Source organism: Neorhizobium sp. T6_25, from assembly GCF_002968555.1.
Taxonomy (GTDB): Bacteria; Pseudomonadota; Alphaproteobacteria; order Rhizobiales; family Rhizobiaceae; genus Neorhizobium.
In genome coordinates this window covers 76,310-98,554 of record NZ_PVBL01000015.1, presented here as the reverse complement: position 1 = coordinate 98,554, position 22,245 = coordinate 76,310, and the positions used below count along the sequence as shown (strand labels likewise).

16 protein-coding genes and 4 tRNA genes are annotated in these 22,245 nt (G+C 60.6%); 5 read left to right on the top strand and 15 right to left on the bottom strand.

The window, feature by feature from the left end:
• Positions 1-146: 146 nt before the first annotated feature.
• The 12 genes from rpoC to C5L10_RS19900 form a co-directional block, all read right to left on the bottom strand.
• Positions 147-4,355 (bottom strand): DNA-directed RNA polymerase subunit beta', encoded by a 4,209-nt coding sequence (rpoC, locus tag C5L10_RS19955; protein WP_046669641.1) that lies wholly within the window; start codon positions 4,353-4,355, stop codon positions 147-149.
• Between the two features lie 185 nt (positions 4,356-4,540).
• Positions 4,541-8,677, bottom strand: a complete 4,137-nt coding sequence (gene rpoB, locus C5L10_RS19950) for a DNA-directed RNA polymerase subunit beta (RefSeq protein WP_046669640.1) — start codon at positions 8,675-8,677, stop codon at positions 4,541-4,543.
• A 248-nt stretch (positions 8,678-8,925) separates the two neighbouring features.
• Positions 8,926-9,303 carry a 50S ribosomal protein L7/L12 gene (gene rplL / locus C5L10_RS19945; protein ID WP_038585827.1) on the bottom strand — a complete coding sequence of 126 codons (378 nt, stop codon included), beginning with the start codon at positions 9,301-9,303 and terminating at the stop codon, positions 8,926-8,928.
• A 60-nt stretch (positions 9,304-9,363) separates the two neighbouring features.
• Positions 9,364-9,921, bottom strand: coding sequence for a 50S ribosomal protein L10 (gene rplJ / locus C5L10_RS19940; protein ID WP_284706807.1), 558 nt, complete (start codon positions 9,919-9,921; stop codon positions 9,364-9,366).
• A gap of 311 nt (positions 9,922-10,232) precedes the next feature.
• Positions 10,233-10,928, bottom strand: coding sequence for a 50S ribosomal protein L1 (gene rplA, locus C5L10_RS19935; protein ID WP_046669639.1), 696 nt, complete (start codon positions 10,926-10,928; stop codon positions 10,233-10,235).
• Position 10,929: 1 nt separating this feature from the next.
• Positions 10,930-11,361, bottom strand: a complete 432-nt coding sequence (rplK, locus tag C5L10_RS19930; RefSeq protein ID WP_037088457.1) for a 50S ribosomal protein L11 — start codon at positions 11,359-11,361, stop codon at positions 10,930-10,932.
• A 198-nt stretch (positions 11,362-11,559) separates the two neighbouring features.
• Entirely contained in the window at positions 11,560-12,090 is a 531-nt protein-coding gene (gene nusG, locus C5L10_RS19925) for a transcription termination/antitermination protein NusG (protein WP_007770615.1), read from the bottom strand.
• A gap of 16 nt (positions 12,091-12,106) precedes the next feature.
• Positions 12,107-12,307, bottom strand: coding sequence for a preprotein translocase subunit SecE (gene secE / locus C5L10_RS19920; protein WP_046669638.1), 201 nt, complete (start codon positions 12,305-12,307; stop codon positions 12,107-12,109).
• Between the two features lie 197 nt (positions 12,308-12,504).
• Positions 12,505-12,580 (bottom strand) — tRNA-Trp (locus C5L10_RS19915).
• Between the two features lie 658 nt (positions 12,581-13,238).
• Positions 13,239-14,414 carry an elongation factor Tu gene (gene tuf / locus C5L10_RS19910; RefSeq protein WP_105401079.1) on the bottom strand — a complete coding sequence of 392 codons (1,176 nt, stop codon included), beginning with the start codon at positions 14,412-14,414 and terminating at the stop codon, positions 13,239-13,241.
• Positions 14,415-14,938: 524 nt separating this feature from the next.
• Positions 14,939-15,012: transfer RNA gene (locus C5L10_RS19905), tRNA-Gly, on the bottom strand.
• Between the two features lie 25 nt (positions 15,013-15,037).
• Positions 15,038-15,122 (bottom strand) — tRNA-Tyr (locus tag C5L10_RS19900).
• A gap of 202 nt (positions 15,123-15,324) precedes the next feature.
• On the opposite strand from C5L10_RS19900, the gene rlmB reads away from it, so the two are divergent.
• The 4 genes from rlmB (at position 15,325) to C5L10_RS19880 (ending at position 19,664) form a co-directional block, all read left to right on the top strand.
• The gene (rlmB, locus tag C5L10_RS19895) at positions 15,325-16,203 is read left to right on the top strand and encodes a 23S rRNA (guanosine(2251)-2'-O)-methyltransferase RlmB (RefSeq protein ID WP_105431104.1); all 879 of its coding nucleotides are present in this window, start codon (positions 15,325-15,327) and stop codon (positions 16,201-16,203) included.
• A gap of 86 nt (positions 16,204-16,289) precedes the next feature.
• Positions 16,290-17,078 (top strand): 3'(2'),5'-bisphosphate nucleotidase CysQ, encoded by a 789-nt coding sequence (gene cysQ, locus C5L10_RS19890; RefSeq protein WP_105431133.1) that lies wholly within the window; start codon positions 16,290-16,292, stop codon positions 17,076-17,078.
• Positions 17,079-17,249: 171 nt separating this feature from the next.
• On the top strand, positions 17,250-18,554 hold the full coding sequence (locus tag C5L10_RS19885; RefSeq protein WP_105431103.1) for a UDP-glucose/GDP-mannose dehydrogenase family protein: 1,305 nt from the start codon (positions 17,250-17,252) through the stop codon (positions 18,552-18,554).
• Positions 18,555-18,758: 204 nt separating this feature from the next.
• A complete protein-coding gene (locus C5L10_RS19880) occupies positions 18,759-19,664 on the top strand; it encodes a transglycosylase SLT domain-containing protein (RefSeq protein WP_245448060.1) in 906 nt (301 codons plus the stop codon).
• A 54-nt stretch (positions 19,665-19,718) separates the two neighbouring features.
• Here C5L10_RS19880 and C5L10_RS33735 read toward each other — a convergent pair whose 3' ends face one another.
• Positions 19,719-20,111, bottom strand: a complete 393-nt coding sequence (locus C5L10_RS33735) for an oxidoreductase (protein ID WP_172717085.1) — start codon at positions 20,109-20,111, stop codon at positions 19,719-19,721.
• Between the two features lie 211 nt (positions 20,112-20,322).
• Positions 20,323-20,398: transfer RNA gene (locus C5L10_RS19870), tRNA-Thr, on the bottom strand.
• A 251-nt stretch (positions 20,399-20,649) separates the two neighbouring features.
• Here C5L10_RS19870 and C5L10_RS19865 point away from each other — a divergent pair.
• Positions 20,650-21,423: an NAD kinase gene (locus tag C5L10_RS19865; RefSeq protein WP_046636633.1), complete on the top strand. Its 774-nt coding sequence runs from the start codon at positions 20,650-20,652 to the stop codon at positions 21,421-21,423.
• Positions 21,424-21,470: 47 nt separating this feature from the next.
• Here the strand turns inward: C5L10_RS19865 and C5L10_RS19860 are convergent, their stop codons facing one another.
• Entirely contained in the window at positions 21,471-22,127 is a 657-nt protein-coding gene (locus tag C5L10_RS19860) for a TetR/AcrR family transcriptional regulator (RefSeq protein ID WP_105431101.1), read from the bottom strand.
• Positions 22,128-22,245: the final 118 nt, after the last annotated feature.

Genomic DNA, 22,245 nt, shown 5'->3' with positions numbered 1-22,245 from the left:
CAGAGCACTTTACCAAATCATGCACGAGCCGCCGAACACTTTCGGCGGCTTTTTTTTAATGTTCGGTCCCCTCGCCGCCTGAAACGAGAAAACCGCCCGGATCGCTCCGGGCGGTTTTTTTTCGTTCTGACCGACGTGCCGGCGGATCACTCCGCAGGCGTGTTTTCGGTGTTCAGGTTCTGAAGCATCGGGGTGGCGGACGAGGCGCCCGAACCCTTCTTGCGTTCTTCGAGGATCAGCTCGTCGCGCGAGGTGGCGATGCGGCGGATCTGGGTCATGGTGCCGCCCGTACCGGCCGGGATGAGACGACCGACGATGACGTTTTCCTTGAGGCCCTGCAGCGTATCCGTCTTGCCGGCGATCGCGGCTTCCGTCAGCACCTTGGTCGTTTCCTGGAAGGAAGCGGCCGAGATGAAGGACGGGGTCTGCAGCGACGCCTTGGTGATGCCGAGCAGAACCGGTTCGCCGTAAGCGGGCTTCTTGCCTTCCTCGGCAAGACGCTCGTTGGCTTCGTCCAGTTCGATCCGGTCGACATTGTCACCGACGATATACTGGCTGTCGCCGGCATCGGTGATCTCGACCTTCTGCAGCATCTGACGGACAATCACCTCAATGTGCTTGTCGTTGATGACAACGCCCTGCAGGCGGTAGACTTCCTGGATTTCGTTGACGAGGTAGGAAGCGAGTGCTTCCACGCCCTTGATCGCCAGGATGTCATGCGGCGCAGGGTTGCCGTCGAGGATGTAGTCGCCCTTTTCGATGTAGTCGCCTTCCTGAAGATGGAAGGGCTTGCCCTTCGGGATCAGGTATTCGACCGGTTCGACACCGTCTTCCGCCGGCTCGATCATGACGCGACGCTTGTTCTTGTAGTCGCGGCCGAGGCGGATCGTACCATCGATCTCAGCGATGATGGCGTGATCCTTCGGACGACGGGCTTCAAAGAGCTCGGCGACGCGCGGCAGACCACCGGTGATGTCCTTGGTCTTGGCGCTTTCCAGCGGCACGCGGGCGAGAACGTCGCCCTGCGATACCTTGCTGCCCGGCTCGACCGACAGGATGGCGTCGACCGACAGGTTGAAGCGGGCTTCGCCACCGCGGGCAAGCTTCAGGATGGTGCCCGAAGCGTCCTTGATGACGATCGCCGGCTTGAGGTCGATGCCACGCGGCGTCGAACGCCAGTCGATAACCTGACGCTTGGTGATGCCGGTGGATTCGTCGGTGGATTCCGAAACCGAGATCGAGTCGACCACGTCTTCGAAGTAAACCGTACCTTCCACTTCCGTCATCATCGGGCGTGTGTAGGGGTCCCACTCTGCCAGACGCTGACCGCGACGAACCTTGTCGCCATCATCCACGAACAGCTTCGAACCGTAGGCGACGCGTTGCGAGGAACGCTCGACGCCGCGCTCGTCAAGGATGGTGACCGCCATGTTGCGGCCCATCGCGACGAGAACGCCTTCGGAGTTCCGCAGCATGTTGCGGTTCTTGATCTGGATCGTGCCTTCGTACGATGCTTCCAGGAACGACTGGTCGACCACGTTTGCCGTACCGCCCAAATGGAAGGTACGCATGGTGAGCTGGGTTCCCGGCTCGCCGATCGACTGAGCCGCGATGACGCCGACGGCTTCGCCCATGTTGACCGGAGTACCACGGGCCAGATCTCGGCCGTAGCAGACCGAGCAGACGCCCGTCTGAACTTCGCAGGTCAGTGCCGAACGGATGCGGATCGACTGGATACCAGCCTTTTCGATCTCGATGACATCCGGCTCGAGGATCATCTTGCCGGCATCGACGATGCGGGCACCCGTGACCGGGTGATCGATATCGTCGAGTGCGGTACGGCCAAGGACACGAGCGCCGATGGAAGCCACGACCTGGCCGGCGTCAACGATCGCCGTCATGGTGAGGCCGCTTTCGGTGCCGCAATCGACCAGGTTGACGATGCAATCCTGCGCCACGTCGACGAGACGACGGGTCAGGTAACCGGAGTTCGCGGTCTTCAAGGCGGTGTCTGCGAGACCCTTACGGGCACCGTGGGTCGAGTTGAAGTACTCGTTAACGGTCAGGCCTTCCTTGAAGTTCGAGATGATCGGCGTTTCGATGATCTCACCCGACGGCTTGGCCATCAGGCCACGCATGCCGCCCAGCTGGCGCATCTGGTTCGGAGAACCGCGGGCACCCGAGTGGGACATCATGTAGATGGCGTTCATCTGCTTCTGGCGGCCGGTTTCAGGATCGAACTCGACGGCCTTAATGCGGGCCATCATGTCTTCTGCAACCTTTTCGGTGGCCTTGCCCCAGGCGTCGACGACCTTGTTGTACTTCTCGCCCTGAGTGATCAGGCCGTCGTTGTACTGCTGCTCGTATTCCTTCACCAGGGTTTCGGTGTCGCCAACGATCTTGGCCTTGGTTTCAGGAATGATCATGTCGTCCTTGCCGAACGAAATGCCGGCCTTGCACGCGTGCGTGAAGCCGAGCTGCATGATGCGGTCGCAGAAAATGACCGTGTCCTTCTGACCGCAGTGACGGTAGACCGTGTCGATCATCTTGGAGATGTTCTTCTTGGTCATTTCCTGGTTGCAGGTCTCGAACGGCACGTTGACGTTCTTCGGCAGAAGTTCGCCGATGATCATGCGGCCGGGAGTCGTCTCATAAATCTTGGAAACCGGCTTGCCTTCGGCGTCCACGGTCTTGAAGCGGCCGCGGATCTTGGCATGCAGGGTGACGATCTTGTTTTCCAGAGCGTGGTGCAGTTCGCCCATGTCGGAGAAGGCCATACCTTCGCCCGGCTCGTTCTGGTTCATGATCGCCAGATAGTAGAGACCGAGAACCATGTCCTGCGACGGGACGATGATCGGTGCGCCGTTTGCCGGATGCAGGATGTTGTTCGTCGACATCATCAGCACGCGGGCTTCGAGCTGGGCTTCGAGCGACAGCGGCACGTGAACGGCCATCTGGTCGCCGTCGAAGTCGGCGTTGAAGGCCGTGCAGACGAGCGGATGCAGCTGGATAGCCTTGCCTTCGACCAGGATCGGTTCGAAGGCCTGGATGCCCAGGCGGTGCAGCGTCGGCGCACGGTTCAGGAGAACCGGATGCTCGCGGATAACCTCGTCGAGGATATCCCAGACTTCCGGCTTTTCCTTTTCAACCAGCTTCTTGGCCTGCTTGACGGTCGAGGAGTAACCCTTGGCGTCGAGGCGGGCGTAGATGAACGGCTTGAACAGTTCGAGCGCCATCTTCTTCGGCAGGCCGCACTGGTGCAGCTTCAGTTCCGGACCCGTCACGATGACCGAACGGCCGGAATAGTCGACGCGCTTGCCGAGAAGGTTCTGGCGGAAGCGGCCCTGCTTGCCCTTCAGCATGTCGGACAGCGATTTCAGCGGACGCTTGTTGGCGCCGGTGATGACGCGGCCACGACGGCCGTTGTCGAACAGCGCGTCCACAGATTCCTGCAGCATGCGCTTTTCGTTGCGGATGATGATGCCCGGAGCGCGCAGTTCGATCAGGCGCTTCAGACGGTTGTTACGGTTGATGACGCGACGATAGAGATCGTTCAGGTCGGAGGTCGCAAAGCGGCCGCCATCGAGCGGAACCAGCGGGCGCAGGTCCGGCGGGATGACCGGGACGACCTTCATGATCATCCATTCCGGACGGTTGCCCGATTCCATGAAGTTCTCGACGATCTTCAGGCGCTTCATCAGCTTCTTCTGCTTCAGATCCGACGTGGTGTCGGCAAGTTCCGAACGCAGGTCGCCGGCGATCTTCTCGAGATTCATCGAAGCCAGCATCTCGTAGATGGCCTCGGCGCCGATCATCGCCGTGAACTGATCTTCGCCGAACTCGTCGACGGCGATCATGTATTCTTCTTCGGAAAGAAGCTGGTTTTCCTTGAGCGAGGTGAGACCCGGCTCAGTGACGATGTAGTTCTCGAAATAGAGAACGCGCTCGACATCCTTCAGCGTCATGTCGAGAAGGGTCGAGATGCGCGACGGAAGCGACTTCAGGAACCAGATATGGGCGACGGGAGCAGCGAGCTCGATATGGCCCATGCGCTCACGGCGAACGCGCGACAGCGTGACTTCGACGCCGCACTTTTCGCAGATGATGCCCTTGTACTTCATGCGCTTGTACTTGCCGCACAGGCACTCATAGTCCTTGATCGGCCCGAAGATGCGGGCGCAGAAAAGGCCGTCGCGTTCAGGCTTGAAGGTACGGTAGTTGATGGTCTCCGGCTTTTTGATCTCGCCGTAGGACCAGGAGAGAATCTTCTCCGGAGACGCGATCGAGATACGGATCGAGTCGAAGTGCTGTGCAGGCACCTGCGGATTGAAAAGATTCATGACCTCTTGGTTCATGCCTATCTCCTTTAGGGGCGGAAGCCCTCGGCTTGCGATCGGAACAGTCCAAATTCCCGGGACGGACCGTCCGATGCTTTAAAACGGTATTAGCCGCGAAATGCGGCGAAAGTTTCCCTATCCTGCCGGCGGATACCGGCGGAGGGAGCGGCGCGCGCCTTCAAACGGCGCGCGCCTTGTTATGATCATTCGGCTGCGTCGGGCAGCTGGCCGGCGTTCGCGTCCTCGATCTTCGAGTTCTCGAGCTCGACGGACAGGCCGAGAGAGCGCATTTCCTTGACGAGAACGTTGAAGCTCTCCGGAATGCCCGCCTCGAACGTGTCGTCGCCGCGCACGATCGCTTCGTAGACCTTGGTACGGCCGGCCACGTCGTCCGACTTCACGGTCAGCATTTCCTGCAGCGTGTAGGCGGCGCCGTAGGCTTCGAGCGCCCAGACTTCCATTTCGCCGAAGCGCTGGCCGCCGAACTGCGCCTTGCCACCGAGCGGCTGCTGGGTAACCAGCGAGTACGGACCAATCGAACGCGCGTGGATCTTGTCGTCCACGAGGTGGTTCAGCTTGATCATGTACATGTAGCCGACAGTCACCTTGCGGTCGAACTGTTCGCCGGTACGGCCGTCATAGAGGACCGACTGACCGGACGGATCGAGGCCTGCCCTGGTCAGCATCGCTGCGACGTCCGGCTCATGCGCACCGTCGAAGACCGGCGTTGCGATCGAGAGGCCACGCTTGGACTGCTCGGCCAGACGAACGAGAGAGTCGTCGTCGAAGCTTGCAACTTCGGCGTTTGCCTCACTCTGATAGGCTTCCGTCAGCTCTTTCTTCAAGTCGGTGATATCGTTCGACTTGCGGTACTCTTCGAGCAGCGCACCGATACGCTTGCCCATGCCTGCGCAAGCCCAGGCCAGGTGCGTCTCGAGGATCTGGCCGACGTTCATGCGCGAAGGCACGCCGAGCGGGTTCAGAACGATATCGACATGCGTGCCGTCTTCGAGGAACGGCATGTCCTCGACCGGAACGATGCGCGACACGACGCCCTTGTTGCCGTGACGGCCGGCCATCTTGTCGCCCGGCTGGATCTTGCGCTTCACAGCGACGAAGACCTTGACCATCTTCATGACGCCCGGAGGCATTTCGTCGCCGCGCTGGACCTTTTCGACCTTGTCCATGAAGCGCTGTTCAAGGCGCGACTTGGATTCGTCGTACTGACCGCGGAGCGCTTCGATTTCGCCCTGCACCTTTTCGTCCTCGACTGCGAACATCCACCACTGCGAGCGGGGATATTCGGAGATGACGGCATTGGTGAGCTCGATGCCCTTCTTGAAGCCCTTCGGACCGGCAACCGACATCTGGCCGCGCAGCATGTCCGTCAGACGGCCATAGACGTTGCGGTCAAGAATTGCCTGTTCGTCGTCGCGGTCCTTGGCGAGGCGTTCGATTTCCTCACGCTCGATCGCCATGGCGCGTTCGTCCTTCTCCACACCGTGACGGTTGAAGACGCGGACTTCGACGACCGTGCCGAACGTGCCCGGAGGCATGCGCATGGAGGTGTCGCGAACGTCGGAGGCCTTTTCACCGAAGATGGCGCGCAGAAGCTTTTCTTCCGGCGTCATCGGGCTTTCGCCCTTCGGGGTGATCTTGCCGACGAGGATATCTCCCGGCTGGACTTCGGCGCCGATGTAGACGATGCCGGCTTCGTCGAGGTTCTTCAGCGCTTCTTCCGAAACGTTCGGAATGTCGCGCGTGATTTCTTCCGGACCAAGCTTGGTGTCGCGCGCCATCACTTCGAATTCCTCGATGTGGATGGAGGTGAACACGTCGTCCGACACGATGCGCTCGGAGAGCAGGATCGAGTCTTCGTAGTTGTAGCCGTTCCAGGGCATGAACGCGACGAGCGCGTTGCGGCCGAGCGCCAAGTCACCGAGGTCCGTCGACGGACCGTCGGCAATGATGTCGCCCTTGTTCAGGATGTCACCGACGGCGACCAGCGGGCGCTGGTTTACGCAGGTGTTCTGGTTCGAACGCTGGAACTTCTGCAGACGATAGATATCGACGCCAGACTTCGACGGATCGAGGTCTTCGGTGGCGCGGATAACGATACGGGTCGCATCGACCTGGTCGACCACACCGCCACGGCGGGCAGCAATCGCTGCACCGGAGTCGCGGGCGACGACCGGTTCCATGCCGGTGCCGACGAACGGAGCTTCAGCACGTACCAGCGGCACGGCCTGACGCTGCATGTTCGAGCCCATGAGAGCGCGGTTGGCGTCGTCGTTTTCCAGGAACGGGATGAGAGCGGCCGCGACCGAGACAAGCTGCTTCGGCGAGACGTCCATCAGGTTGATGGTGTCGCGCGGAGACAGCATGACTTCGCCGGCATGACGGCAGACAACGAACTCTTCCACGAAAGAGCCGTTCTTATCCAGTTCGGCGTTCGCCTGTGCCACGTAATACTTCGCCTCTTCCATAGCGGAAAGGTAAAGCACTTCCTTCGTCACGACGCCGTCGATGATCTTGCGGTACGGGCTTTCGATGAAGCCGTACTTGTTGACGCGGGCGAAGGTGGCAAGCGAGTTGATCAGACCGATGTTCGGGCCTTCCGGCGTCTCGATCGGGCAAATACGGCCGTAATGGGTCGGGTGAACGTCGCGGACTTCGAAGCCTGCGCGCTCGCGGGTCAGACCACCCGGGCCAAGTGCCGAAAGACGGCGCTTGTGGGTGATTTCCGAAAGCGGGTTCACCTGGTCCATGAACTGCGACAGCTGCGAGGAGCCGAAGAATTCGCGAACCGCGGCAGCTGCCGGCTTCGCGTTGATCAGGTCCTGCGGCATGACGGTGTCGATTTCGATCGACGACATGCGTTCCTTGATGGCGCGCTCCATGCGGAGCAGGCCGAGGCGATACTGATTTTCCATCAGTTCGCCGACGGAACGGACGCGGCGGTTGCCGAGGTTGTCGATATCGTCGATCTCGCCCTTGCCGTCGCGCAGTTCGACCAGCATCCGGACCACGGCCAGGATGTCGTCCTTGCGGAGCGTGCGGACGGTATCGGCGACTTCGAGGTCGAGACGCATGTTCATCTTGACGCGGCCGACGGCGGAGAGGTCGTAACGCTCCGAATCGAAGAACAGCGAGTTGAACATGGCTTCGGCCGATTCCATCGTCGGCGGTTCACCCGGGCGCATGACGCGGTAGATGTCGAACAGAGCGTCCTGGCGGTTCTCATTCTTGTCGGCCGACAGCGTGTTGCGGATATAGGCGCCGACATTGATATGGTCGATGCCGAGAACCGGGATCTCGTCGAAACCGGCGCTCAGGATGATCGGCAGGGTCTTTTCGTCGATTTCGTCGCCGGCTTCGAGGTAGATCTCGCCGGTTGCCGCGTTGACGATGTCTTCGGCAAGATAGTTGCCGTAGATGTCGTCATTGGTCGCCTTCAGGGCCTTCAAGCCCTTCTCCGTCAGCTGACGGAGAAGACGCGGGTTGAGCTTCTTGCCGGATTCGACAACCACTTCGCCGGTATCGGCGTCGATCATGTCGGAAAGGGTCTTCGCACCCTTCAGGGTTTCCGGCTGGAACGGAATCCGCCAGCCTTCGCCGTCGCGCTGGTAGGACGACTTCGTATAGAAGGTCGACAGGATTTCTTCGCCGTCCATGCCGAGCGCCATCAGCAGCGAGGTCACGGGGATCTTACGGCGGCGGTCGATACGGGCGTAAACGATGTCCTTGGCGTCGAATTCGATGTCGAGCCAGGAACCGCGATACGGAATGACGCGGGCTGCGAAGAGCAGCTTGCCGGAAGAGTGGCTCTTGCCCTTGTCGTGGTCGAAGAAGACGCCCGGCGAACGGTGCATCTGGGACACGATCACGCGTTCGGTGCCGTTCACGATGAACGTACCGTTGTCGGTCATGAGCGGCATGTCGCCCATGTAGACGGACTGTTCCTTGATGTCCTTGATGGACTTGGCGCCCGTATCCTCGTCGATATCGAACACGATGAGACGCAGCGTCACCTTCAGCGGCGCTGCATAGGTCAGATCGCGCTGACGGCATTCTTCCACGTCAAACTTCGGCAGTTCGAATTCGTAGGACACGAATTCGAGCATGGAGGCGCCGGAAAAATCGGTGATCGGGAAGACCGACCGGAAGACAGCGTTCAGACCTTCGTCCGGACGACCGCCCTTCGGTTCATCAACCATCAGGAACTGGTCATAGGATGCCTTCTGAACCTCGATGAGGTTCGGCATCTCTGTGACTTCGGGGATTTTTCCAAAAAACTTGCGTACGCGCCTGCGACCATTAAAGGAAAGGGTCTGAGCCATCGTCGCTCCTTCAAAATTGCATCCGGGCCTGCAACGGACGGGGTTCGCTGGCCAGTCGATCCCGTCGATCAATGGGTATTCTCAATCTCGTCCCACCTCTCGAACACGCCAGGCCGGATTGCCTTTTCTGTTCGATTCGGGACCATCCTCTTGAGAACCCATTACCCAGGAACCGTTTTGACGGTTCCTGGGTAATACGTTCGGAGGAAATGGGCGGGAGAGGAAACCCCTCCCGCCGCATTCCGATATTACTTAACGTCGACCTTGGCGCCGGCGTCCTCAAGCTTCTTCTTGAGGTCAGCGGCTTCAGCCTTGTTGACGCCTTCCTTGACAGCCTTCGGAGCGCCTTCGACGAGGTCCTTGGCTTCCTTGAGGCCCAGGCCGGTGATGGCGCGGACTTCCTTGATGACGTTGATCTTGTTGGCGCCGGCTTCGACGAGGATGACGTCGAACTCGGTCTTTTCTTCTTCAACGACAGCAGCAGCAGCGCCACCGCCAGCAGCAGCAACGGCTACGGGAGCAGCTGCAGATACGCCCCACTTCTCTTCGAGCAGCTTGGAAAGCTCAGCAGCTTCCAGAACGGTCAGAGCAGAGAGGTCTTCAACGATCTTTGCGAGATCAGCCATTTTGATAGTTCCTTATATTCGGTTCGAACTTGATTTGGGTATGAACAGCGAAAAACCGCCTTAAGCGGCTTCCTCGTCCTTCTTGGCGTAGGCCGCGAACACGCGGGCAAGCTGGCTTGCCGGTGCTGCAACAACCGTAGCGACGCGGGTAGCCGGGGCATTCAAGAGGCCCAGCAGCTTGGCGCGAAGCTCGTCCAGCGAAGGCAGGGTCGCAAGCGACTTGACCGCATCCGCAGTGAGCGTGGTTGCACCCATGGAACCGCCCAGAACAATGATCTTGTCATTGGTCTTGGCAAAATCCATGACGACCTTCGGAGCCGTTACCGGGTCTTCGCTGAATGCGATCAGCGTCTGACCCTTGAAGAGATTCGACATCCCTTCCGACTCCGTACCCTGAAGAGCGATCTTGGCCAGACGGTTCTTCGCGACTTTGACGGTGCCGCCAGCAGCGCGCATCTTCGAACGAAAATCGTTCATCTGCGCAACTGTGACACCAGCATAGTGGGCCACGACAACCGAACCAGAAGCCTTGAAGACTTCGTTCAGCTCCGTGACAAATTCGCGCTTTTCCGCTCTTTCCACTGTCTGTCTCCAGTTGACGGGACCGCAATCCTGCAGGCCCCATCGGGTTGCCTTTGCCTCAAGGGATCCCTTGATTAGGACCCCAAGCGACGCTTGAGGATCCTGTCCCCTCGCACTGTCGCCACAGGGGCTCCAGGCACAAGGCACACTAGGCTCGAACCGAATTTACGAGGCGCATGGCACCTCAAAAATCTCGGGTCTTACCCGTCTCATGCAGGCATCAAGTGATTAAGGTCGAAACCACCCGCAATCTCGGACAGGAATTCCCAGGTTTCCCTGGGAAATTCCCGGCCCCGAAGGACCGGGAATTCATGCAGTCCGGAACCCGAAGGCTCCGGACGAAACTTTTAGATCGTCACCGTCGACGGATCGATCTTGACGCCCGGACCCATGGTCGAGGAGATCGCTACCCGCTTGAGGTAGTTACCCTTGGCGCCGGCCGGCTTGGCCTTGATGACTGCGTCAGCGAAGGCCTTGATGTTCTCTTCGAGAGCCTTGGCTTCGAAGGAGGCCTTGCCGATACCGGCGTGGATGATGCCGGCCTTTTCGACGCGGAACTCGACAGCGCCGCCCTTGGAAGCCTTGACGGCACCCGCGACGTCCATGGTGACGGTTCCGACCTTCGGGTTCGGCATCATGCCACGCGGGCCGAGAACCTTACCGAGACGACCGACGAGCGGCATCATGTCCGGAGTGGCGATGCAGCGATCGAAATCGATCTTGCCGCCCTGGACGATTTCGACGAGTTCTTCAGCGCCGACGATATCCGCACCGGCTGCCTTGGCTTCGTCAGCCTTGACGCCACGTGCGAAAACAGCAACGCGAACGTCACGGCCGGTGCCGTTCGGCAGGTTGACCACGCCGCGGACCATCTGGTCCGCATGACGCGGATCGACGCCGAGGTTCATCGCGATTTCAACGGTTTCGTCGAACTTGGCGATCGCACGTTCCTTGACCATCGAGATGGCGTCCGTGAGCGCTACGAGCTTGGTCGGATCCACGCCTTCGCGGATCTTCTGAATACGCTTTGCAAGCTTTGCCATGTTAAGCCACCACTTCCAGGCCCATGGCGCGGGCAGAGCCCTCGATCATGGCCATTGCGCCTTCGAGATCAGCCGCGTTCAGATCCTTCATCTTCGCCTGGGCGATGGTCTGGATCTGAGCCTTGGTCAGGGTGCCAGCCTTGGCGCCCTTGCCCGGGGTCTTGGAACCCGAGGTGATCTTCGCTTCCTTCTTCAGCCAGTAGCTGACCGGAGGCTGCTTCATCGCGAAGGTGAAGGACTTGTCCTGGAAATAGGTGATGACGACCGGGATCGGCATGCCCTTTTCCATTTCCTGCGTGGCGGCGTTGAATGCCTTGCAGAATTCCATGATGTTGATGCCGCGCTGACCAAGTGCAGGACCGATCGGCGGGGACGGATTGGCCGACCCTGCCTTTACCTGCAGCTTGAGGTGGCCCATAACTTTCTTAGCCATAACTCTCTGCCTTTCGAGAGACCGGTTACCCGGCTCATTAGAGACCGGTTTCCCGGTCCGACATGCCGGCTTTCGCCGGCGGCTGCGGTTGCGTGGTTCGGTCAGAATGCCCGGCTAAGGCACCATTCCTCCCACGCGCTTGCGGCAAACGCCGCGCGAGACCCACCGAATAAACGGCAGGCCTCAATTCGAAACTGATCAGACCTTTTCGACCTGAGCGTATTCCAGCTCGACCGGGGTCGCACGGCCGAAGATCGAAACCTCGACCTTGAGGCGCGAACGCTCCTCGTCGACATCCTGAACAGTGCCGTTGAAGGACGCGAACGGACCGTCCGATACGCGAACCTGCTCGCCGATCTCGAAAGTGATCGACGACTTCGGCCGCTCGACACCTTCCTGGACCTGGCCAAGGATGCGCTCGGCCTCGAAGTCCGGAATCGGAACCGGCTTGTTGTCGGAACCGAGAAAGCCGGTAACCTTCGGCGTGTTCTTGATCAGGTGGTAGGCTTCGTCGGTCAGGTTGGCCCGGACCATGACGTAACCCGGAAAGAACTTGCGCTCGGAATCGACCTTGCGGCCGCGACGCACTTCGACCACCTTCTCGGTCGGCACGAGGATCTTCTCGAACAGATGCTCAAGCCCCTTCTGGCGAGCCTTGTTCTCGATGTCCTCAGCCACCTTCTTCTCAAAATTAGAATATGCGTGGACGATGTACCAACGCGCCGCCATCTTTATTCTCCAGAAATCAAACGCTGACGTTCAGTACGAGACGGAGTAACCATCCCATGAGCTGGTCTGCAGCGAAGAAAAACAGCGCAGCGAACACAACCATAACCAGAACCATGGCCGTGGAGATCATGGTCTCGCGACGCGACGGCCAATGGATTTTCAGCGCTTCGGATCGAACCTGGCGCAGAAACGTAACTGGATTGGTCTTGGATGCCATTGATTGCCCACGCAATTACGGCGCGTAAAGCTGAACTTGCTCAGCCCCACGCACCGCGTGTCTGTTTTGACCTACATAAACACCCCTTCCCCTTTACACAAGAGGGAAAACAGTGTTCGATGAAATTTCGCCGTTTTGCACGGCGGCCATTTCCCGACAATTCCGCTGCGGATAATCTCGCGCCAATCATCTGAAAGTGGCAGGGGCGGCCGGGCTTGAACCGACGACCTGCGGTTTTGGAGACCGCCGCTCTACCAACTGAGCTACACCCCTTCAACCTTGACGGAACATAAAACCGGAAACTCGGCCTCGCCGCCAACTGGCTAGGCGCTCCCTTTAAGGGGATGCGCTGCGCTTTGCAAGAGCATTTTTGATATCCGGACCGTTCTACCCGAGCTTTCCGCCGGACCGGTCAGGCGCCTCGACAAAGCGAACCCCCGAAAGCGCCGTCCCGGCACCACCTGCGCTGATTTCCTTGCCCGGCAGCCCGATCCGCAATGGCTTCCGATTGATCGACACAGGCTCCCCCAGGAGGTCTGGTCGGGAGGCGACTCGCAACGGGAAGCAACCCGGTGGCCCCGCGCTTACACCAGTAGAATCAATCGCGGACGCGCATTTACGCTTCTTCCGCAATGAGTCACCGCGCGGAGACTTTTAGGCTGAGGTGGATATTTGCCCGCCTCCCCTGCCGGCATCCGCCAATGCCACAGTCGGCCCTGACAAGCGTCTGGCTGCAGCGCACCTGGCATCGCGTGAGGCTCGGCGATCTGCGATGTGCATGCCCCGCGGCAAAAGTCGTTTTCGTTACGAGAGCGAGCTTTTTCAAAAACTGACTTAGGGTGAGCCACCAGATTGACTCAAGGTCAGGGCTTGAAAGCAAAAGGCCCCGCCGTTGCCGGCAGGGCCTTATCTATTCCAATGTCGCTATCGATTACTCGACGATGGAGGCGACGATACCGGCGCCGACGGTGCGGCCGCCTTCGCGGATCGCGAAGCGCAGCTTTTCTTCCATCGCGATCGGGTTGATCAGCGTCACCTTAACAGTCACGTTGTCGCCCGGCATGACCATTTCCGTGCCTTCCGGAAGCTCGACGATGCCGGTCACGTCCGTCGTGCGGAAGTAGAACTGCGGACGGTAGTTGGTGAAGAACGGCGTATGACGACCGCCTTCTTCCTTCGTCAGGATGTAGGCTTCTGCCATGAACACCGTGTGCGGCTTGACCGAACCCGGCTTGCACAGGATCTGGCCACGCTCGACGCCGTCACGCTGGACGCCACGGATCAGCGCGCCGATGTTGTCGCCGGCCTGACCCTGGTCGAGCAGCTTGCGGAACATTTCAACGCCGGTCACCGTCGTCTTGGTGGTGGCGCGGATGCCGACGATCTCGACTTCTTCGCCGACCTTGACGATGCCACGCTCGACGCGGCCGGTCACGACCGTACCACGACCCGAGATCGAGAACACGTCTTCGATCGGCAGCAGGAACGGCAGGTTGATCGGGCGCTCAGGCGTCGGGATGTAGGCGTCGACAGCGGCCATCAGCTCGCGGATCGAATCTTCGCCGATCTTCTTGTCGCTATCTTCGAGAGCAGCAAGCGCCGAACCCTTGATGATCGGGATGTCGTCGCCCGGGAAATCGTAAGAGGTCAGAAGTTCGCGCACTTCCAGCTCGACGAGCTCGAGAAGTTCGGCGTCGTCAACCTGGTCGACCTTGTTCAGGAACACGACGATCGCCGGAACGCCGACCTGACGGGCGAGCAGGATGTGCTCGCGGGTCTGCGGCATCGGGCCGTCGGCTGCCGAGCAAACCAGGATCGCGCCGTCCATCTGCGCCGCACCGGTGATCATGTTCTTGACGTAGTCGGCGTGGCCGGGGCAGTCGACGTGGGCATAATGGCGGGCCGGCGTCTCATATTCGACGTGTGCCGTCGAAATGGTGATGCCGCGAGCCTTTTCTTCAGGAGCCGCGTCGATCTGGTCATAGGCCTTGTACTCGCCGAAGTACTTCGTGATCGCGGCCGTCAGCGACGTCTTGCCGTGGTCAACGTGACCGATCGTGCCAATGTTGACGTGCGGCTTGTTGCGCTCAAACTTGCTCTTTGCCATTGAATGCTTCCTGTGAACATAAGGGTGGACCCGGCGACCGGGTTTGGTGTCGCCGTTTAAGGCTTTCCACTAGAATGCGCAAGACATAATTACGACGCGCGCCCGGACAAGGGGAGCAGGCGAAATCGGCTTGAAAATGCCCGGGGACGGCCGGGTTCAGCACGCGCTCAGTTCAAGATCCGGACCGGCTCCGACTGCGGGCTTCAGCGAATTGACGAGCGCCGTAAGCGCAAAAAGCCCCGCGGCCGGGGTAAGGCCGCGGGGCTCCAGGTCCGCCTTGATGACGCCAGTATAACACAGAAGTTTGTTCCGGGATCGTTTGTCAGCTGCCGTACCTACCGGCGGGGACGTCGCACTGGATGCGCGGCCCAAATCAATGCGAGACCCGCACCTCATTCCCGTGGATGGAAGCTTCTGGATCCCACAGCATTGCGCAAGCCGCGCGATCGCCGGGCCCGCTTCGACAGGGACACAGGAAAGCGTTGCACCAACTGGCACACCGTTATTGTAAATCGTTGAGATTATGGAGCGGGTAGCGGGAATCGAACCCGCGTATTCAGCTTGGAAGGCTGCTGCTCTACCATTGAGCTATACCCGCGGTGTGGTGTCCGATCAGAGACGAATGGTGGAGAGAGTTGGATTTGAACCAACGTAGGCTGAGCCAACGGATTTACAGTCCGTCCCCTTTAACCACTCGGGCATCTCTCCAGTTTTTCGTCCGGATCGTGAGACCAAGTTCGTCAGACCTTGAAGCTTGCCGCCCCTTGATCTGCGCCGCGTATATGACCGCCTCGTTCTCGTCTGTCAACACGAGGAAGAAGCAAAAATGACGAAAATAAATCAGTCGCTCTTTCGATCCGCCTCCCCGTCGAGGGCTTTGCCCGGAGAGCGAGGATGGCTATAAGGCCTGATGAGCAAGGACGACAAACAAGACAAATCCACCCGCGACACCCATTATGCGACGCTTCGGCGCGCGGTGCGCGACTCCAAGCGCGAGCGCGGAGAAATTCCGACGCCGCCCTTGAAGCGGCCGAAGTCCAACAAGGACTGGAAGCCGCCGCAGCTTCAGGCGGAACAGGTCTTCCTTTATGGCCTGCACACGGTGCGGGCCGCTCTCGACAACCCCGAGCGCAAGCTTATCAAGCTGTCGGTGACCCAGAACGCCTTCGCGCGGCTCGAGATCGGTGAACCGGAGCCCTTGTCCTTTCCGGTCGAATTCGTCTCGCCCCAGGATATTGACAAGGTGCTCGGCCCCGAGGCCATCCACCAGGGCGTGATGCTGGAAACTCGGCCCCTCCCCATGCGCCGGCTGGAAGCGCTGAAGGCAAGTCCGCTTCTGCTGGTTCTCGACCAGGTGACCGACCCGCACAATGTCGGCGCGATCATGCGCTCGGCCGTTGCGTTCGGTGCCGGCGCGGTGATCACCACCCAGAGACATAGCCCGACCGAATCCGGCGTGCTGGCCAAATCCGCCTCCGGCGCGCTTGAACTCATACCTTATATACAGATCACCAATCTCGCCGATGCGATCGAGGAACTGCACCGGCTCGGCTTCCAGACGATCGGGCTCGATTCGGAAGGCCCCGCCCCGCTCGAAGGCACGTTTGCCGGCGGTCGGATCGCTCTGGTGCTCGGTTCGGAAGGCAAGGGCCTGCGGCAGAAGACCCGCGAGACGGTCAACGCCCTTGCCCGCCTCGACATGCCGGGCGCCATCAAGTCGCTCAACGTCTCGAACGCCGCCGCGATCGCGCTCTACGCGACACAGCAGCATCTCGCCAAGGTGGGTTGACCTGCGCCGTTTAAGACTCCCAAGCGCGGGGCAAACGTGTCATGGGAAGTCTTACGCAACCGACGTGACCAGCCTCCATGGAATTCATGCTCGCCACATTCGAAAAAGCCGCGCTGGTCGCGGGCAAGGCCATCCTGGACATCTACAGGGCTGGGCCGAGCACCAGCTACAAGGCCGATCGGTCCCCGGTCACGGAGGCGGACGAGCGGGCTGAAGAGATCATCCTCGCCGAACTCGCCCAGGCCTTTCCGGAGATTCCGGTCATCGCGGAAGAATCGGTGGCGATGGGACGCATCCCGTCGATCGAAGGGGGCTCCTTCATCCTTGTCGATCCCCTGGACGGCACCAAGGAATTCATAAACAACCGCGAGGATTTCACGGTCAACATCGCGCTGATCGAGGGTGGCGTGCCGATCCTCGGGGCCGTGTATGCCCCCGCCCTCAAGGTCGCCTATCTTGGCGGCGGCGGACGAGCGGAAAAACTCGTCGTCGATGACGATTTCGCGGTGACGAGCCGGGAGCCGATCGTCTCAAGGCCGGTTGGGAGCCGGCCGATCTGCGTCGCGAGCCGCTCTCACAATTCCGCCGAGACCGAGGCCTTCCTCGAAAAATCAGGCGCCGCCGATATCCGCAGCATTGGTTCCTCGTTGAAATTCTGCCTGCTGGCGGAGGGTGCCGCCGACCTCTATCCCCGCTTTGGCCGGACCATGGAATGGGACACGGCCGCTGGTGACGCCGTGCTCCGTGCCGCCGGCGGCAGCACGGTCACGCTCGACGGGGCGCGGCTTACTTATGGCAAGACCGGCCGCACGGACATGCTGGATTTCGCCAATCCCGATTTCATCGCCTGGGGGTCGCGGCCTGGAAACTCCTAGCCGTCGTCCTATTGTCATCACCCGGTAACATTGGCCAGTCAGGGCGGCCTGCCGGGGTAACGCCCGACCCAGGCCCGTGACAGGCAGCCAAGCCGACGCGTTGCATTCCCTTTCGGATGCGCTTAGGAAACCGCTGCGCGTGAGATTGCCGGATAAGGATGAGGATTATTGATGCGTATTGTGATGGTTGGATCGGGTTATGTCGGCCTCGTGTCGGGAGCCTGCTTTGCGGATTTCGGACATGACGTGATCTGCGTCGACAAGGCCGCCGAAAAGATCGAGGCGCTGAAGCAAGGCGTCATCCCGATCTTCGAGCCGGGCCTCGAGGCGCTGGTCGAATCCAATGTTAAGTCCCGTCGCCTTTCCTTCACCACCGAGCTTGGCCCCGCAGTGGCCGATGCCGATGTCGTCTTCATCGCGGTCGGCACGCCGTCGCGCCGCGGCGACGGCCATGCCGATCTCGGTTATGTCCATGCTGCAGCACGCGAAATCGCCGAAGCGCTGACCGGCTTCACCGTCATCGTCACCAAGTCGACCGTTCCGGTCGGCACCGGCGACGAGGTGGAGCGGATCATCCGCGAAACCAACCCGGATGCGGATTTCGCCGTCGTCTCCAACCCGGAATTTTTGCGCGAAGGTGCTGCGATCGAGGACTTCAAGCGTCCGGACCGGATCGTCGTCGGCCTTTCCGACGAGCGCGCCCGCGGCGTGATGACGGAAGTCTACCGTCCGCTCTATCTCAACCAGTCGCCGCTCCTCTTCACCAGCCGCCGCACCTCCGAACTGATCAAATACGCCGCGAACGCCTTCCTGGCGATGAAGATCACCTTCATCAACGAGATGGCCGACCTCTGCGAGCGCGTCGGCGCCGACGTTCAGGACGTTTCGCGCGGCATCGGCCTCGACGGGCGCATCGGCTCGAAATTCCTGCATGCCGGCCCCGGCTATGGCGGCTCCTGCTTCCCGAAGGACACGCTGGCGCTCGCAAAGACCGCCCAGGACTATGAGAGCCCTGTCCGCCTCATCGAGACCACCATCGCCGTCAACGATACCCGCAAGCGCGCCATGGGCCGCAAGGTGATCGCGGCTGCCGGCGGCGACGTGCGCGGCAAGAAGGTCGCCGTCTTCGGGTTGACCTTCAAGCCGAACACCGACGACATGCGCGACAGCCCCGCGATCGCCGTCGTCCAGACGCTGCAGGATGCGGGCGCGATCGTGTCCGGCTACGATCCGGAAGGCATGGCAAACGCCAGGCAGATGATGGATATCGAATTCGCCAGTGGCCCCTACCAGGCAGCGGAGGGTGCGGATGTGGCGGTTCTGGTGACCGAGTGGAACGAATTTCGCGCACTCGATCTCGAGCGCCTGAAGTCCGTCATGAAGAGCCCCATCCTCGTCGACCTGCGCAATGTCTATCGAGCGCGGGAAGTCGAAGCGCACGGCTTTGCCTATTCCGGTGTCGGAAAACTGCGCTAGAATAGCCGCCAAGACGGCGGGCCTGGAGTTTTGGGCTCCTCGTCGAGGGGCCGCCAGCAGATGAGGCAAGCGCAGATTTCCCGGCCTTGTGACCGTTGCCGGACCCGTCGTGCCAAGGCACTCGGCCGCCTGTTCCGACCGCCGAGGGCTTTCAAGCCGGGACCTGATTGGGCATATTGCATGTCGATGATGTTTCGCCGTCTCATGCAAACAGGTTTGGGCTTATGTTTGGCCGTCGCTCCCTTTGGCGGGAGCATCCGTGCTGCGGAAGAGACGGCCGCCCCCGAATGCCGCTACGAGCGTGCGGCATCGGGTGAGATCGGCCGATTGTGCATCCGTCCCGACGCCTACAACGAGGATCTCTGCCATGTCATGGAGCAGCTGGCGGTAACGAACGGGCTGCCGCCGGAATTCTTCGCGCGCCTGATCTGGCGGGAAAGTCTGTTTCGGCCGAACGCGGTGAGCCCGAAAGGAGCGGAAGGTATCGCCCAGTTCATGCCGGGGACCGCGAAGATCCGCGGCCTGCAAAACAGCTTCGATGTCATAGAAGCCCTTGCCGCCTCCTCGCTCTATCTGAGGGACCTGAGCAACCGTTTCGGAAATCTCGGCCTTGCCGCCGCGGCCTATAATGCCGGCGAAGCAGGGCTCGAAACATTCCTGAAGATCGGCCGACTGCCGATCGAGACGCGCGACTACGTGTTTGCGATAACCGGTCACTCGGCGGAGACATGGAGGGACAATCCGCCAAAGACGGCGGCTCAGGCCCTCGCTCCGCAAAAAAACTTCATCGACGGATGCATACAGCTCGCCAATACGAGGCGGCTCAACGAGACCGTCCTGATCGCCTCGGCGGATTGGGCGCCATGGGGCGTGCAGCTTTCCGCACATTACAATCCGAATATCGCCAGCCAGCTGTTTGCCAACACGATTGGCCGGCTGCCGGCGCCGCTCAACGCGGAACGGGCGCTCGTCGTGCGGCAGAAACGGGGCAATTTCGGCTATCGCCCGCGCTATGCGGCACGGATCGGCCGCGCCACCAGAGCCGAGGCGACCGACTTGTGCACGAAGATCAGGGCACACGCGGTGCCCTGCACGGTTTTCAGAAACTGAAGCGGCATGCGGCAAGCGAAGGCAGGCCTTCCGCTCGCCGCACATGATTCCCGATCAGCAGTTTTGTGCCTGCCCTGGCGCCAGAGTTCCGTCCGCATTGGGCGTTGCGGAGCCGGAACCCTGCGGCAGATTGTTGGTCGTGGCGGAGCCGGTACCCTGCGACAGATTGCCGGTCGGGCATTTGGAACCGCCGGAATCGGTGCTGCCGGTCGTATTGGAATCCAGCGCGCCTGACCCGGCGCCATTCAGCGGAGCGGTGGTATTGCCGTTAAGGGCGCCGGAGCCGGAGCCGCTTGCACCCGAACCCGTCACGGATCCGCCGGTTCCAGCGGAACCTGAGCCAGAAGCGCCGCCGGATCCTGATCCGGTTCCCGAGCCCGACTGGGCGACCGCGGCAGTGGCGAGGCCTAGCGACAGTGCGCCAACGGTGAGTATCTTTACAAACATTGGGTTTCCTCTCGTGGGACGTTCCAAATATGCCCTACGGCCGTCTAACCCCGCCGACCGCATAAGGTTTCGAAGGTTCTGCGCAGACATCTCAGGCTTGCGGACGATGGCGGGGCAAAAGCCGGCGCTGCCGCAGGCATCGGCCAGGTCCGCCGCAGACGCTACGGAGACCTCGATGAGGAGAAATTGATGCCAAATGCCAGGAAAAAAGTGGTGCCCCCGCCAGGGTTCGAACCCGGGACCCCCTGATTACAAATCAGGTGCTCTACCAACTGAGCTACAAGGGCACTTTCGAGTGGGGAGTTACCAGATTTTCCTCTCCTGTAAAGAGAAAATCGCCGCAACATGAGATAGCGTGCATTCGAGCTGCGTTGTTTCGCTTACCGGCAATGGCGCAAGGCGCTTGTCCAAAAGCCTGTTTTTCCTGTACTTAATGCCGTCCGGCCGGCATGGTCCTGTCACAGGCTCGTGTTAGCTCAAATGGTTTCAGCGTCCCTTGCGCGGCCCCTCGGGCGGCGGCACCCTTAAAGGCCCGTTCATGTCGTCCCAGACGAACAAGCTCTCCATCATCGCCTCGACGGCCCCGGAAGCACAATCCGCGCTGGAGGAACTCGTGAGGCTCTACGGCAACGTGCCCACCGCGGAAGCCGACGTTATCGTCGCGCTTGGCGGCGACGGCTTCATGCTGCAGACGCTGCACGACACGATCAATACGGGCAAAAGCGTTTATGGCATGAACTGCGGTTCGGTCGGCTTCCTGATGAACGATTATCGCGCCCAGAAACTCCATGAGCGGGTGGCCGAATCAATCGAGAACGAATTTCATCCGCTCAAGATGACGACGGTGAACGAGGATGGCTCGACGTCGGTGGCCCTTGCCATCAACGAGGTCTATCTTTTCCGCCAATCCTATCAGGCGGCCAAGCTCAGGGTGGAGATCGACGGCCATGTGCGGCTGGAGGAATTGATCTGCGACGGACTGATGATCGCCACGCCCGCCGGTTCGACCGCCTACAATCTCTCGGCGCATGGGCCGATCCTGCCGCTGGAGGCGCCGTTGCTTGCCATGACACCGGTCTCGGCATTTCGCCCGCGGCGCTGGCGCGGCGCGCTGCTGCCGAACCACGTCTGCGTCGATATCCACATCCTCGAACCGGAGAAGCGGCCGGTCAACGCGGTTGCCGACAATACCGAGGTGAAGTCGGTGCTGAAGGTGCGGGTGGCGCAATCGACCGAGATCACTGCCCGCATCCTCTCCGATCCCAACCATTCCTGGTCCGACCGGATTCTCGCCGAGCAGTTCAACAACTGACTCAGCGTCAACTCACGCAGATGAAACCTGTTGTCCTCGCGTGAGGCTCAGCGCTTCGGGCTAAAGGCGCGCAGAAAAGTGCGGGTGGCGTTCGCCGCCATCTGGTCGATCTCCGATTCGGGCGTCTGGCGGCCCATCTGCTGGTCGTAGCGAAGGTCGGCCGCCAGAAGCGCCATATACTGGCGGGCGGCAAGCGCCGGATCGTCGATCTCGAGATGACCGCCATGGGCGAGTTGCGCCAGGCGGGCCGCAATCGCCGGATATTTCTTGCCGGGCCCGTATTCCTTCCAGGTTTCGAAAAGCTCGGGGAAGCGGGCGCCTTCGGTTTCGACCACCTTGCGCAGCCAGCGGCCGTTCGGGTCGCAGATCGCCTTGCGCAGGAGCTGGGCCGAAAACTGCGTCAGTTCCGACTCGATATCCTGCGGCGCCACGGGGAACGTATCGAGCACGCGAAAGAAACCGGCGCTGGAGCGGTCGGTGATTTCGGCGACCACGACCTTGAAAAGATTATCCTTGTCGCCCAGCTGATTGTAGATCGTCTGGCGCGACACCCCTGCCCTTGCCGCGATCGCATCGATGCTGGCTCCGCCAAAGCCTTCCTGGGCAAAAACATCGGCTGCAGCGTTGAGGATCGCCTGGCGCTTGTTCTGCGCCGGCGGCCAGGTGTCGTAATCGCGCGGAAGTTCGGCAGACGAATTTTTCATGACATCACTATAGCGGGGCTTGACGAATTGGACAATTGTGTCCAGAATATTTTACATGACTGCTTAGGTCCATCCTCCCAAACGCGGCCGGCTCTCATATTCATCTCCCATAATCGTC

What these genes read in the sequence shown, in the direction of transcription:
- rpoC (WP_046669641.1), bottom strand. Translation starts at nt 4,355, where the DNA reads ATGAACCAAGAGGTCATGAATCTTTTCAATCCGCAGGTGCCTGCACAG.
- rpoB (WP_046669640.1), bottom strand. Translation starts at nt 8,677, where the DNA reads ATGGCTCAGACCCTTTCCTTTAATGGTCGCAGGCGCGTACGCAAGTTT.
- rplL (WP_038585827.1), bottom strand. Translation starts at nt 9,303, where the DNA reads ATGGCTGATCTCGCAAAGATCGTTGAAGACCTCTCTGCTCTGACCGTT.
- rplA (WP_046669639.1), bottom strand. Translation starts at nt 10,928, where the DNA reads ATGGCAAAGCTTGCAAAGCGTATTCAGAAGATCCGCGAAGGCGTGGAT.
- rplK (WP_037088457.1), bottom strand. Translation starts at nt 11,361, where the DNA reads ATGGCTAAGAAAGTTATGGGCCACCTCAAGCTGCAGGTAAAGGCAGGG.
- nusG (WP_007770615.1), bottom strand. Translation starts at nt 12,090, where the DNA reads ATGGCGGCGCGTTGGTACATCGTCCACGCATATTCTAATTTTGAGAAG.
- secE (WP_046669638.1), bottom strand. Translation starts at nt 12,307, where the DNA reads ATGGCATCCAAGACCAATCCAGTTACGTTTCTGCGCCAGGTTCGATCC.
- tuf (WP_105401079.1), bottom strand. Translation starts at nt 14,414, where the DNA reads ATGGCAAAGAGCAAGTTTGAGCGCAACAAGCCGCACGTCAACATTGGC.
- rlmB (WP_105431104.1), top strand. Translation starts at nt 15,325, where the DNA reads ATGAGCAAGGACGACAAACAAGACAAATCCACCCGCGACACCCATTAT.
- cysQ (WP_105431133.1), top strand. Translation starts at nt 16,290, where the DNA reads ATGCTCGCCACATTCGAAAAAGCCGCGCTGGTCGCGGGCAAGGCCATC.
- C5L10_RS19885 (WP_105431103.1), top strand. Translation starts at nt 17,250, where the DNA reads ATGCGTATTGTGATGGTTGGATCGGGTTATGTCGGCCTCGTGTCGGGA.
- C5L10_RS19880 (WP_245448060.1), top strand. Translation starts at nt 18,759, where the DNA reads ATGCAAACAGGTTTGGGCTTATGTTTGGCCGTCGCTCCCTTTGGCGGG.
- C5L10_RS33735 (WP_172717085.1), bottom strand. Translation starts at nt 20,111, where the DNA reads ATGTTTGTAAAGATACTCACCGTTGGCGCACTGTCGCTAGGCCTCGCC.
- C5L10_RS19865 (WP_046636633.1), top strand. Translation starts at nt 20,650, where the DNA reads ATGTCGTCCCAGACGAACAAGCTCTCCATCATCGCCTCGACGGCCCCG.
- C5L10_RS19860 (WP_105431101.1), bottom strand. Translation starts at nt 22,127, where the DNA reads ATGAAAAATTCGTCTGCCGAACTTCCGCGCGATTACGACACCTGGCCG.